The organism is Prosthecomicrobium pneumaticum (assembly GCF_014199915.1).
Classification (GTDB): domain Bacteria; phylum Pseudomonadota; class Alphaproteobacteria; order Rhizobiales; family Kaistiaceae; genus Prosthecomicrobium; species Prosthecomicrobium pneumaticum.
The window spans coordinates 528,374-540,548 of sequence record NZ_JACHOO010000002.1 but is presented as its reverse complement, the minus strand read 5'-3'; the positions used below and the strand labels follow the sequence as shown (position 1 = coordinate 540,548).

General features: G+C 69.2%; 11 protein-coding genes. 8 read left to right on the top strand and 3 right to left on the bottom strand.

Annotated elements, in window-relative coordinates:
- Positions 1-23: 23 nt before the first annotated feature.
- From GGQ63_RS06250 to GGQ63_RS06240, 3 genes are all read right to left on the bottom strand, one after another.
- Positions 24-776 (bottom strand): SDR family oxidoreductase, encoded by a 753-nt coding sequence (locus GGQ63_RS06250; RefSeq protein WP_183853661.1) that lies wholly within the window; start codon positions 774-776, stop codon positions 24-26.
- A 122-nt stretch (positions 777-898) separates the two neighbouring features.
- Positions 899-1,936 (bottom strand): AraC family transcriptional regulator, encoded by a 1,038-nt coding sequence (locus tag GGQ63_RS06245; RefSeq protein WP_183853659.1) that lies wholly within the window; start codon positions 1,934-1,936, stop codon positions 899-901.
- 127 nt (positions 1,937-2,063) lie between these two features.
- The gene (locus tag GGQ63_RS06240) at positions 2,064-3,083 is read right to left on the bottom strand and encodes a C-terminal binding protein (RefSeq protein ID WP_183853657.1); all 1,020 of its coding nucleotides are present in this window, start codon (positions 3,081-3,083) and stop codon (positions 2,064-2,066) included.
- Positions 3,084-3,160: 77 nt separating this feature from the next.
- On the opposite strand from GGQ63_RS06240, the gene GGQ63_RS06235 reads away from it, so the two are divergent.
- The 8 genes from GGQ63_RS06235 to GGQ63_RS06200 all read left to right on the top strand — a co-directional run bounded on the left by GGQ63_RS06235 (position 3,161) and on the right by GGQ63_RS06200 (position 12,150).
- A complete protein-coding gene (locus tag GGQ63_RS06235; protein ID WP_183853654.1) occupies positions 3,161-3,862 on the top strand; it encodes a GntR family transcriptional regulator in 702 nt (233 codons plus the stop codon).
- 149 nt (positions 3,863-4,011) lie between these two features.
- Complete coding sequence (locus tag GGQ63_RS06230) at positions 4,012-5,328, top strand: extracellular solute-binding protein (protein ID WP_183853652.1); 1,317 nt, start codon at positions 4,012-4,014, stop codon at positions 5,326-5,328.
- Between the two features lie 146 nt (positions 5,329-5,474).
- Complete coding sequence (locus GGQ63_RS06225; protein WP_183853650.1) at positions 5,475-6,389, top strand: carbohydrate ABC transporter permease; 915 nt, start codon at positions 5,475-5,477, stop codon at positions 6,387-6,389.
- Complete coding sequence (locus tag GGQ63_RS06220; protein ID WP_183853648.1) at positions 6,386-7,246, top strand: carbohydrate ABC transporter permease; 861 nt, start codon at positions 6,386-6,388, stop codon at positions 7,244-7,246. Before GGQ63_RS06225 ends, GGQ63_RS06220 begins: the two co-directional genes overlap by 4 nt.
- 8 nt (positions 7,247-7,254) lie before the next feature.
- Positions 7,255-8,526, top strand: coding sequence for a mandelate racemase/muconate lactonizing enzyme family protein (locus GGQ63_RS06215; protein ID WP_183853646.1), 1,272 nt, complete (start codon positions 7,255-7,257; stop codon positions 8,524-8,526).
- Positions 8,527-8,748: 222 nt separating this feature from the next.
- Positions 8,749-9,876, top strand: a complete 1,128-nt coding sequence (locus tag GGQ63_RS06210) for an NAD(P)-dependent oxidoreductase (protein ID WP_183853644.1) — start codon at positions 8,749-8,751, stop codon at positions 9,874-9,876.
- An 11-nt stretch (positions 9,877-9,887) separates the two neighbouring features.
- The gene (locus tag GGQ63_RS06205; protein ID WP_183853642.1) at positions 9,888-10,706 is read left to right on the top strand and encodes an HpcH/HpaI aldolase family protein; all 819 of its coding nucleotides are present in this window, start codon (positions 9,888-9,890) and stop codon (positions 10,704-10,706) included.
- Positions 10,707-11,052: 346 nt separating this feature from the next.
- Positions 11,053-12,150: a sugar ABC transporter substrate-binding protein gene (locus GGQ63_RS06200; RefSeq protein WP_246429632.1), complete on the top strand. Its 1,098-nt coding sequence runs from the start codon at positions 11,053-11,055 to the stop codon at positions 12,148-12,150.
- The last annotated feature ends 25 nt before the right edge of the window (positions 12,151-12,175 follow it).

Below are 12,175 nucleotides of genomic sequence, written 5' to 3'. Positions count from 1 at the left end.
TTGGGACGGGGCGAAGGCCGGCTTCAGGCGGCCGCCGCGAGGGCGAGCGCATCGGCGCCGGCCGGCAGGCGGAGCGGTGCCGCCGGATCGGTCGCGGCCCGCCAGACGGCCTCGGCCACATCGTCCGCGCGGGTGACCGGTGCGTCGGCATCGGCGAACATCGCGAACATCTGCGTTGCGAGCGGCGCATAGGCTTCGGGGATCGCCGTGTCTGCGCCGGTGTGGCCGCGCGCATTGTCGGCGAAGCGGGTGTCGGGCGCGCGGCCCGGCAGCACGATGTGGGTCCTGACGCCGATCTGCGCCGTCTCGAGCGCCAGCGCCTCGGAGAAGGCATTCACGGCGACCTTGCTCGCCGTATAGGCGGAGAGGAGCGGGAAGGTCGCCATCGTCACGGTCGACGTCACATTGACGATCACCCCGGCACCGCGGGCACGGAACTGCGGCAGCACGGCGTGCACCATGGCGATGGTGCCGAGCGTGTTGGTCTCGAAGATGTCACGAACCATGCCGATCGGCGTCGCCTCGGCGGCATTCAGCCAGCCGATGCCGGCATTGTTGACGAGCACGTCGATCGGACCCGCGGCCTCGACGGCGCGGGCGATGCTGTCGGCATCGGTGACGTCGAGGGGGAGGATGCGCAGCCGGTCCGAGGCCGGCAGCAGGTCTTCGCGCGGCGTGCGCATGGTGGCGACGACGGTCCAGCCGCGGTCGAGGAAGAGGCGGGCGGTCTCGAGGCCGAAGCCGGACGAGCAGCCGGTGATGAGGACGGTGGCCATGGCGGCGAACTCCTGAAAGGGTGCGACGGCCGGAAGATAGGAACGCCACTCCGTGGAGACATTGGCAGAGTGCGCCATCCGATTGGCAAAAGACGCCAATCGATCGGCGGGGTCGGCGCGGTTCAGCCCGCCCGGGCGGCGGCCGCCGCGGCGCCGGGGCCGTTCTGCGCCAGCCATTTGCCCGGCGTGATGCCCTCCCAGTCGCGGAAGGCGCGGTAGAACGAGGTCTTGTCCTGGTAGCCGAGCAGGCACGCGACCTCGTCGATCTCCGTGCCGGGCTCGGCGAGCAGCGCCCGGCTCATCTCGCGCCGTGCCTCGGCGAGCAGGGTGCGGAAGCTCGTCCCCTCCTCGGTGATGCGCCGCTGCAGCGTCCGCTCGCTCATGCCGAGGTCGCGGGCGATCGCGCCGACATCCGGCCGTCCGCCGGCGAGCCGCTGCTTGAGGGTGGTCTTCACCCGCTCGGCAACCGTCTCCTCCGGACAGTCCGCGCTGAGGGCCGCGGTCAGGGCCGGTGTGAGAATGGCGAGCAGTTCGGGATTGTGCCCGGGAAAGGGCCGGTCGAGATCGGCCGAGGCGAGCACCAGACGATTTCCCGTTGCGCCATAGCGGGCCGGCACGCCGTAGAAGGTGTCGCACTCCGGGCTGCGCGGTCCGGAATGGCTGAACTCCACACGGATCGGAGCGATGGGTAATCCGGTGCCGCGCCGGCCCAGTTCGAGCGCGAAGGCGAAGCTCAGCTGGACGAGGATGAGCGGCTCCGGACCGGTCGCGTGCGGCCAGCGCTTGAAGAGGGTGAAGGTCCCGTCGCGCTCCTCCGAATCGACTTGTTCGCAGGTGGTCAGCCGCTTGAAGCGCAGGATCCGGGCGAGCCCGTCGCGAAAATCCGCGGCGTAGCAGGCGGCGAGGAAGAGCGGCTGGTAGCCGGCCGAGCGTGCCGCCTCGAGCATGCGCATGGCGACGTTCGGATCGCCGGAGAGCGTCTCGACGGCGCGCCAGAGCTCGAAGAACTGGGCGGTGGTGAGGATGGCGTGCGGGTCGAGATGGAAGGCGGCGGGAAGCCGCGCCTGGCGCAGCACCGCCGCCGGCGGCAGGCCGACATCCTCGATGGCCCGCCACATCGCCGTCGGCATCCGGCAGCGATCGATCGGCATGCGGTCCATGGATTTGGGGCCTCCGCACCGGAACGCGGCGACCGCCCCTGGCGGCCGCCGCTCGGCGGGAAGATAGGTGCATCGCGGCGCGGCGCAATGACCGATCGCGCCATTCGATTGCCCGATCGCGCCAGCTTCAGGCCGGCGTGCGCGCCCGCAGATGTTCGCGGTTGACGCAGTTCATCAGCACGCCCTCGCGCAGATAGGTGACGATCACCTCGATCGCCTTGCGCTGCATGTCCTCGAGCGCCGAGGGGCTGTAGAAGGCGGCGTGCGGCGTGACGACGAGCCGGCCTTCCGTCCAGGCCTCGCGGGCCCGCCAGGCGCGGATGAGCGCATGGTCGGGATCGGCCGGCTCCTTCGGCAGCACGTCGAGGCCGGCGCCGGCGACGCGGCCGCTCCGGAGCGCCTCGGTCAGCGCATCGAGGTCGACGATCGGGCCGCGCGCCGTGTTGACGACGATGAGGCCGGGCTTCGCCTTGGCGAGCGCCGCCGCGCCGACCATGCCGCGCGTCTCGTCGTTGAGCGGGGTGTGGACGGAGAGCACGTCGGCGCGCGCCATCGCCTCGTCGAGCGAGCGAACCCGCTCATAGCCGACGGCGAGTTCCGCGCCGTTCGGAAGGTAGGGATCGTAGAAGATCACCTTCATGTCGAAGGCGGCGGCCCGCCGGGCCGCGGCGAGGCCGATCCGGCCGAGGCCGAGCACGGCGAAGGTTGCCCCGCGCAGCCGGCGGACGAGCGGCGCGCCGGCGAAGTTCCAGCCGGCCGGATCGTCGCGCACCGCCTCCTGATAGGTCGCCGTGCCGCGGGCGAAAGCGAGCATCAGCGCGATCGCATGGTCGGCGACCTCGGTCGTGCCGTAATCCGGCACGTTGCAGACCGGCACGCCGCGCGCGCCGAAGCCTTCGAGGTCGAGATTGTCGTAGCCGACGCCCTCCCGCACCACGATCCTGCAGTTCTCGAAGGCCGAGGGCGGCATGCCGAGCGGCAGGGTCGCGGCGCAGTTGATCACCGCATCGGCGGCGCGACAGCGCTCGGCGGAAGGCGGCGCGACGGCCTCGGCGCCGGCCCGATGGATGTCGAAGGTGACGTCGGGACCGAAGGCCTGATAGAGCGGCGTATCGGGGGCGTAGGTGTTGACCTTCAGAATGCGCATGGAGCCTCGCTGGTGTGCCGGACGCCGGGGCGCATGACCCTTGGCGGACGGCCTTCGTTGATTGTAAACAATTGAAGATGAGCGACGAACTTTCCGCCCTCTCTCCCACCCGCCGCCGCGTCCTGATGGACGACGTCGTCGATGCGCTGCGCGACGCGATCCTCGCCGGCAAGCTGAAGCCGGGGATGCGCCTGATCGAGGATGATCTCGCCGCGATGCTGAAGGTCAGCCGCGGCCCGGTGCGCCAGGCGATCTTCCGCCTGGAGCAGGAGGGGCTCGTCGCGCACGAGGCACATCGCGGCGCCACCGTGCGGGCGATCTCGCCGGAGGACGCGGCCGAGATCTACAGCCTCAGGACGGCGCTCGAGACGCTCGCCATCGACTGTGCCTGCCGCCGGGCCGGCCCGGCCGAGATCGCCGCGATCGAGGCGGTGCTGACGCGCTTCCGCGACACGCCGCGCATTGAGATCTCGCGCAAGATCGTCGCCGAACTCGACATCGACTTCCACGATGCGATCTTCCGGGCCGCCGGCCACGCCCGGCTCTATCGCGCCTGGGAGACGCTGCGCTCGCAGGTGATGATGTTCCTCCTGCTGCGCGACGCGCTGCCCGACGACTATCTCGACAGCTGGCACCGCGATCATCTCGCGCTGCTCGAGATCGTCCGCGCCGGCGACCCTGCGGCCGCCCGCGCCGCGATCGAGAGCCATATCGGCCTCGCCTATGCCCGGCTGCTGGCGCTCCTGAAGGCGAGCGGGCGCTTCGCCGCGACCGGCTGACCGCGCCGCGCTGCCTCCCTTCTTCGCCGCCCTCTCCGCCGCCGCTCGCCTTGACACGCCGTGCCTCCGACCTCTACGCTCGGATTGTAAACAATAAACGATCGTCGAATGCAATCGCATCGGCGACGCGAGAAACGAGGGAGAGAGGGATGGCCACTTCGGAAGCCACGGGCCGCACCGGCGCATCGCGCGGTCCTTCACGGCGCCGCTTCCTGTCGGGCGCAGCCGCGCTCGGCGCGAGCGCGGCGCTGGCGCCGCTCGCTGCAGGGCGTGTCCGGGCGCAGGAACGCAAGACGCTGAAGCTGATGAGCTGGGAGCAGTTCCAGCCCGGCGAGAAGGACGGCTGGAACGCCGTGCTCGACAAGTTCAATCAGTCGCAGAGCCAGTACAAGGTCGAGTGGACCGGCTGGCCGGCGAGCCAGTACGCCTCCAACGTCGTCATCCAGGCGCAGGCCGGCGGCATCGACGCCGACATCCTGATGGCGATGCCCGATCTCGCGGCGCAGACCATCCGCAAGTTCAAGTTCGCCGAGCCGCTCGATCCGATCGTCGCCGATCTCGGCATCACCCCCTCGGGCGGCCACGCCTTCCTGAAGCAGGACGGCAAGCTCTACGGCCTGTCGGCCATCGATGTGAATTTCGCGCTCGTCTACAACAAGGCGCTGTTCGAGAAAGCGGGGGTGAAGCCCGCCACCTCGGCGGATGAATGGGTCGAGACGACGGCGAAGCTGACCGACCGGCCGAACCAGTTCGGCATCGCGCTCACCAACACCATCGCCGATGGCGGCGAATGGTGGTTCCAGCTGCAGAATTTCTGCCTGCCCTATGACGGCAAATGGGCCGAGGGGAAGACGCCGCTCGCCAATTCCGAGGCGACCGTGAAGGGCCTCGAACTGTGGAAGCGGCTCTATGAGGCGGGCGTGCCGCAGGGCACGGCGCAGGGCGCGATCATGAAGCTCGCCGCCGACGGCCGCGTCGCGCAGGCCTTCGGCGTCAACCCGACGGTCGTCGTGCTGCGCGCCACCAATCCCGACATCTACCCGAACCTCCTGTCGGCCGCGCCGCCCTGGGCGAGCCGCCGTTCGCTCGACCGCATCCATCCGCTGATGGCGCTCAACACCTCGAAGAATGTCGAGGGCGCGATGGACTTCATCAAATTCGCCATGCAGCCCGACATCATGGCGGAATTGATGGAGACCAATCTCTACGTCATCCCGCCCTATGACCTCGCGGCGAAGTCCGAGAAATTCAAGGCGTTCCTCGCCGACAAGCCGTGGGTGTCGGGGTTCAACGAGGCGAAGCAGGTCTCACCGATCGATGTGATGGGCGACTTCGCTTACGTCGACGATCAGTTCGGCCGCATCATCATGCAGAACTTCCAGCGCGCCCTGCAGCCCGGCGGCTCGGTGAAAGCGGCCATGGACGCCGCGCAGCGTCAGCTCGAGGGTCTCGCCGCCCGGATCTGACGCCGGCGCGGCCTCCGGGCGCGTCGCGGGGCGCGCCCGGATTCATGACGTCCGGCCCCCTCCGCCATCCCGCCTTCGGGGATGATGGAGAGGGCGCGGATGACGGGGGTGCCGGAGGGCGCGTCCGGCGAAGGAGGAGAGGCGGCTTGCAGGCGGCGACGGCGATGATCGGAGGGGAGGGGGACGTTCGCGTCCGGCGCGGCGTGCTCGCCGGCAAGGCGCTGCCCTATCTGCTCGTCCTGCCCGTTCTGGTGCTCGAGGCGGTGCTGATCCTCTATCCGATCGTCCGCGGCGCGCTGTTCAGTCTCGAAGGGCCGGCGGGCGGCCTCGACCTCGACAATTACCGCTTCATGCTCGCCGATCCCGACTTCTGGCGGATGCTCGGCCACACGCTCGTCTACACGCTCACCGTCGTCGTCGCGATCCTCGTCGTGGCGCTCGGTGTCGCGCTCTTGATGAACTGGAGCTTTCGCGGCCGCGGCCTGGTGCGCAGCATCCTCACCGTGCCCTGGGCGATCCCCGACGTCCCGGTCGCCATCACCTTCGTCCTGATGCTCGACCCGACCTTCGGCGTGTTCAACCGGCTCGCCGGCCTGCTGCCCTTCATCGGGGAGGACCGGCAATGGCTGCTCGACCCGACGCTCGCCATGGCGGCGGTGATCATCGTCACGGTCTGGAAGGGCTTTCCCTTCTATGCGCTCGTCCTCCTCGCCGCGCTGCAGAACGTGCCGGACGAGCTCTATGACGCGGCGCGGGTCGACGGCGCCGGGCCGCTCGCCCAGTTCCGGCACGTCACGCTGCCGGGCGTGCGCGACACGATCGCGCTGCTCGCCGTGCTCGCCTTCATCTTCTCGACCCAGCAATTCACCCTGATCTGGCTGATCACCGGCGGCGGACCGGTCGATGCGACGACGACGCTCGCCCCGGCGATCTATCTGCAGGCCTTCCGCTTCTACAATTTCGGCTATGCCGGCGCGATCGCGGTGATCGGCTTCCTCGTCTCCGCCCTGTCGACGGTCGCCTTCGTGGTCGTGCAGCGCCGCATCGCGAGCGAGCCATGAGTGTGGCAGCCCCTTCCGCGCGGCGCCGGCGCAGGATCGCCCCGGTCGAGATCCTCCGCGTCGCGGCGATCGTCATCGTCTGCGCCGTCGTCTTCTTCCCCGTCTACTGGATGCTCCTGTCGGCGATCCAGCCGACCGAGTATTCGCTCTCCTATCCGCCGCCCCTCGTGCCGAAGGGCTTCAACTGGGCGGCCTATGCGCAGCTCTTCGCCGACAAGCCGATCGGCCGCTGGCTCGTCACCTCGATCTTCGTCGCCCTCCTCGTCGTCGCGGCGACGCTCCTTCTCGTCATTCCGGCCGCCTATGCGCTGTCACGGCTGCATTGGACAGGCCGGTCGGCCTTCGGGCTGATGCTCCTCTTCACCCAGATGATGCCGGCGGCCGTCGTCGTCGCGCCGGTGCTCGCGCTCTACCGGGCCTTCGGCTGGACCGACAATCTCGTCGCGCTCGCGCTCCTCCACACCGCCTTCGTCGTGCCGCTCTGCGTCTGGGTGCTGAAGAGCTCCTTCGACGCGATCCCGAAGGAAATCGTCGAGGCGGCGCTGATCGACGGCTGCAACCGGCTTTCCGTGCTGCCGCGCATCTTCCTGCCGCTCGCGAAGCCCGGCCTCGTCGCGGTCAGCGTGATCGCCTTCTTCGCGAGCTGGAATGAATACCTCTTCGCGTCGACACTGATCGTCCGCAACGAGCTCTATACCGCCTCGCTCGGCATCGCGACGCTGATGACCCAGCTCGACACGCCGCTCTTCGTTCTGATGGCGGCCGGCGTCGTGTTCTCCGTCATGCCCGTGCTCTTCTACATGGCGATCCAGCGCCATGTGCTGCGCGGCCTCACCGCAGGTTCGGTCAAGGGATAGTCAGGACGATGCGCATCACCAAGGTCGAGACGATCTGGTTCGAAGCCCAGCCGCACGCCGTCTGGAACGCCGCCAATCCGAAGGCGCGCCAGGCGCTGCCGAACAATCTGTGGGTCCGCATCCACACCGATAGCGGGCTTTCGGGCCTCGGCGAGACCTATTACCTGCCGCGCGCCGTCGCCGCGGTGATCCATGACGTCTATGCGCCGCTGCTCGTCGGCCGCGACCCGCGCGACATCGAGAACCACTGGCAGAACCTCTTCTCGCTCGTCAATTTCTGCGGGCCGATGGGCGCCGAGATGCGGGCGATCTCGGCGATCGACGTGGCGCTGTGGGACCTCCTCGGCCAGATCGCCGGCCTGCCGATCCACACGCTGCTCGGCGGCCGCAGCCGGGACCGGATCCGGCTCTACAACACCTGCGTCGGCTTCGGGAAATATCCCGATCTCGACGCCTGGACGAACGGCCGCGCCGGCGAACTCGCCGAGGACCTGCTGAGACAGGGCATCACGGCGATGAAGGTCTGGCCGTTCGACCGGTTCGGCCCCGGCCTCGCCGGGCCGGAGAACGAGCGCGGCCAGACCATGGTCTGGGGCGCCGTGACGGCGGCGGGCACGCTCGGCCACGTCATCTCGAACGAGGACCTCAAGGCCGGCATCGCCGTCGTCGAGGACATCCGCCGTGCCGTCGGCGACCGGATGCAGATCGCCATCGAGGGCCATTGCCGCTGGGATCTGCCGTCCTCGGTGAAGATCGCTCGGGCGCTCGAACCCTATGACGTGCTCTGGCTCGAGGAGATCATGCCGCCCGACAATGTCGACGCCTTCGTCCGGCTGAAGGCGCAGACCACCGTGCCGATCTGCGAAAGCGAGCGCGTCTTCACCCGCTTCGGCTTCCGGCCCTGGATCGAGAAGAACGCCGTCGACATCGTCATGATGGACCTCTCCTGGGGCGGCGGCCTCACGGAAGGCCGCAAGGTCGCGGCGATGGCCGACACCTATTACCTGCCCTTCACCTGCCACGACACGATCGGACCCGTCGCGCTCTGGGCCGCGACCCATCTGATGCTGCACGCGCCGAACGGCATGATCATGGAGACGGTGCGCGGCTATATCGACGGCTGGTACGACGATGTGCTCGAAGACCGCATCCCGATGATCGAGGGCCGGCTGACGCTCCCCGACAGGCCCGGCCTCGGCACGCGACTGCGCGAGGATTTCACCAGCCGTCCGAACGTCCGGATCGAGGTGACGTCGGAAGAGAATCTGAAGGCGTGGTGAGCGGATGCTCGTGTGTCGGGACACCGGACAGCGCCTCTTCCCCTCTCCCGCTTGCGGGAGAGGGCAGGGTGAGGGTCTTCCCTTCGCCGGTCCGGCAAAGGACCCTCACCCTTCGCGTCTAGGCTCGCTTCGCTCGCCAAGAAACGAAGCCCTCTCCCGCGAGCGGGAGAGGGGAAGCGGCGCCGGCGCGGAGCGCCCGGCATCACGGCTATGGAGGCGGGCATGACCGATGGAGGGATTGTGGCTGGACGTCGATCGACCTTTGCGGTCAACTACACCGGCGACTATCTCGACGAGACGGGCGCGCTCGCCGTGCCCGACATCGCGCTCGACCTCTACGCGCCGCACCCCTTCGTGCGGCCGGGCTTCCTCACCGACCAGAGCCCGACGCCCGGCGATACGACCTATTGGGACCGGCTCTATTCGCTCGCCATCACGCCCGCGCATGTCGCGGCCTCGGAGGCGATCGTCATCTTCCGGCCGTGGGTGAAGGCCTCGGCCTTCGTCGATGGCGCCGACCGGCTGGTGGTGATCGGACGGGCAGGCGCGGGCATCGACAAGATCGACCTCGCCGCCTGCACGCAGGCCGATGTCGCCGTCTTCAACGCTCCCGACACGCTCACCCATGCGACCGCCTCGTCGGCCTTCCTGCTCATCCTCGCCCTCGCCAAGCGGCTGACGGCGCAGGAAAAACTGGTGCGCACCGCGCGCTGGGACCTGCAGCCGCACGTGATGGGGCTCGACCTGCCGGGCAAGGTGCTCGGCATCGTCGGGCTCGGCGCGAGCGGGCGCGAACTCGCCCGGCTCGCCCGTCCCTGGGGCATGGAGATCATCGCTCATTCCCCGCACGCCGATCCGGCGGCTGCGGCCGCGCTCGGCGTCACCCTCGTTCCGCACCGCGAAACGGTGTTCGAGCGGGCGGATTTCGTCAGCCTGCACAACCGGCTCGACGCGGCGAGCCGCGGCTCGATCGGCGCTGCGGATTTCGCGCGGATGAAGCGGAGCGCCTATTTCGTCAATGTGGCGCGCGGCGAGATCGTGCGCGAGGCAGAACTCGTCGCGGCGCTTCGGGACGGGACGATCGCCGGTGCGGGCCTCGACGTCTTCGAGCACGAGCCGCTGCCGCCCGGACATTCCCTGCTCGCGCTCGACAACGTCATCCTGACGCCGCACTGGCTGCCTTCGACGCGCGACGCGGCGCGGCTCACCATGACGAGCGTCGCGAACGGCATTCTCGCGGCGGCGACGGGCCGTGTGCCGGATCATGTCGTCAATCCGGCGGTGCTCGATCGGCCGGGATTTCGTGCGAAGCTCGCGCGATTCGCCGTCAATGCTCCCGCCTCGTCCTGACAGGATCCCCGATGTTCCGTCCAAACCGCCTGAAGGCCCGCATCCGCGCGGGCGAGCCCTCCTTCGGCACATGGCTGCAGAGCGCCGAGCCGACCTTCGCCGAAATGGCGGCGATCGCCGGCTTCGATTTCATCATCATGGACGAGGAGCACGGCGCCGGCGCGCTCGAGGCGGCGGTGGCGACGATGCGGGCGGCGGCCTGCACCGAAGCGACCGTGATGATCCGCGTGCCCTCCGCCGATCCGGTCTATCTGCGCCGCCTCGTCGACGCGGGTGCGCAGGCGCTCCTCGTGCCGATGGTCGAGACGGCCGAGGAGGCGCGCGCCATCGTCGAGGCGGTGCGCTATCCCCCGCACGGCAGGCGCGGCAATGCGAACGACATCACCCGCTCCTCGAGCTACGGCATGGTGCCCGACTATTACGCTCGCGCCGACGACAGCCTTCTCATCGTCGTGCAGATCGAGACGGTGACGGCGGTCGAGAACGCCCGCGCGATCGCCGAGGTGGACGGCGTCGACGTCGTCTTCATCGGGCCGACGGATCTCTCCGGCAGCGCCGGCCTGCCCGGCCAGACCGGTGCGCCGGAGGTCGAAGCGCTGATCGCGCGAACCGTCGAGGCGGTGCGGGCGGTCGGCAAGCCGCTCGCCACCGTGCCGCGCGCCGGCCGCACCCATCAGCAGCTCTTCGACGAGGGCTATTGCTTCGTCGCGAGCGGCAGCGAGATCTATTTCTACCGCCGCGGCGTCGAGGCGCTGATGGCCGAGTGGCGCAGCTATCGCGGCGAGGCGGCGGCCACCCCGGCTGCGGCCCCGTCCTCCTACGGCCGCTGAGCGGCAGACGGGCGAGGCGGGGCCGGCCGGAGACCGTGCGGCGACCGGGTCTCGAGCCGTCGCCGGCCGCTCCCTGCCGTGCGGGCCGCCTCGACCTCTCGTCCCGGAGTGGCGAGGGGGCGGCCGGCGGATCGCCGGCACCATGGACAGTCACATAAGATTATAATAGCATGCCGATCCAACGTGCCGGGTGCCCTGTTCAGCCGGGAACCGGCATGTTACCGTTATCATCGCGGGCGTGGCCGGGGAGGCGGTCTGTTCCGCGAACGATCGAGGCGGCCTCGAAAGCCGCGACGAGGAGCGCCCGCAGTGGCGCCGAGGGAGGGAAGTCGTGAAGGGAGGAAGCATGATGAATCCGGGAATCCGCCCGGGCGCGCTGGCGCGCTCGGTCTGCGCGGCGGTCTCCGCCGTTGCGCTCGGCGCGGCGCTCGCGGCCGGCATTGCCGCCGGGCCGGCAGCCGCCGCCGAGGGCAAGACCTACAAGATCTACCTGTCGAACAATTTCGTCGGCAATGACTGGCGCCAGCAGATGATCCGCATCGCCGAGCTGGCGGCGAAGAAGGCGCCGCTCGCCGGCCGCGTCGATCTGAAGGTCGAGAATGTCGAGACGACGGTTCAGGCGCAGATCAACTCGCTCAACAACATCATCCGCGCGAAGCCCGATGCGATCCTGATCGATGCGGGCTCCGATACCGCGCTCAACCCCACGATCGAGAAGGCCTGCGCCGCCGGCATCGTCGTCGTCTCCTTCGATCAGGTCGTCACCGCGCCCTGCGCCTATGCCCTCGAATCCGATTGGGACCGCATCCCGGCCCTGATGGCCGAATGGATGGCGAAGGAACTCGGCGGCAAGGGCAAGGTCTTCATCGATCGCGGCCTCGCCGGCGCGCCGATCTCGGCCCGCCTCCAGGAGGGCTATGAGAAGGTCCTGAAGAACCATCCGGGCATCGAGGTCATCGGCTATTACAACGGCGAATACGCCCTCGGCCCGGAGCAGGCGGGCGTGGCGAGCCTGCTCGCCGCCCATCCGGAGGTCGACGGCATCCTGACCCAGGGCTATGGCTCGGGCGCGATCAAGGCGCTGCAGGACGCCGGCCGCAAGGTCGTGCCGGTCACCGCCTTCTCCTACAATGTGACGGGCGTCACCTGTGCCGAGACCGAAGGCGCGAAGTGCATTCTCGGCTCCAATCCCGGCTATCTCGGCGCCGAGGCGATCAAGCTCGCGGTCGACGTGCTCGACGGCAAGAAGCCGGCCGACCGCCACGTCCTCGTCTATGCCGACTTCCTCGCCACGGACGAGTTCAAGTCCGAGCTCTATCCGGACGCCAAGGTGCAGAAGATCGCCCTCGGCACCAATGCGTGGAAGGATCGCCCGCCCGGCTTGACGCTGCCGATCAGCCCGGACTGGATGGAGGTCACGGCCGAGGAGGCCGCTGGCAACTGACCGTCCGCGGCGGCCGGGAGGAGTT

Coding starts and splice junctions, on each gene's coding strand:
- GGQ63_RS06250 (WP_183853661.1), bottom strand. CDS start 776: ATGGCCACCGTCCTCATCACCGGCTGCTCGTCCGGCTTCGGCCTCGAG.
- GGQ63_RS06245 (WP_183853659.1), bottom strand. CDS start 1,936: ATGGACCGCATGCCGATCGATCGCTGCCGGATGCCGACGGCGATGTGG.
- GGQ63_RS06240 (WP_183853657.1), bottom strand. CDS start 3,083: ATGCGCATTCTGAAGGTCAACACCTACGCCCCCGATACGCCGCTCTAT.
- GGQ63_RS06235 (WP_183853654.1), top strand. CDS start 3,161: ATGAGCGACGAACTTTCCGCCCTCTCTCCCACCCGCCGCCGCGTCCTG.
- GGQ63_RS06230 (WP_183853652.1), top strand. CDS start 4,012: ATGGCCACTTCGGAAGCCACGGGCCGCACCGGCGCATCGCGCGGTCCT.
- GGQ63_RS06220 (WP_183853648.1), top strand. CDS start 6,386: ATGAGTGTGGCAGCCCCTTCCGCGCGGCGCCGGCGCAGGATCGCCCCG.
- GGQ63_RS06215 (WP_183853646.1), top strand. CDS start 7,255: ATGCGCATCACCAAGGTCGAGACGATCTGGTTCGAAGCCCAGCCGCAC.
- GGQ63_RS06210 (WP_183853644.1), top strand. CDS start 8,749: ATGACCGATGGAGGGATTGTGGCTGGACGTCGATCGACCTTTGCGGTC.
- GGQ63_RS06205 (WP_183853642.1), top strand. CDS start 9,888: ATGTTCCGTCCAAACCGCCTGAAGGCCCGCATCCGCGCGGGCGAGCCC.
- GGQ63_RS06200 (WP_246429632.1), top strand. CDS start 11,053: ATGATGAATCCGGGAATCCGCCCGGGCGCGCTGGCGCGCTCGGTCTGC.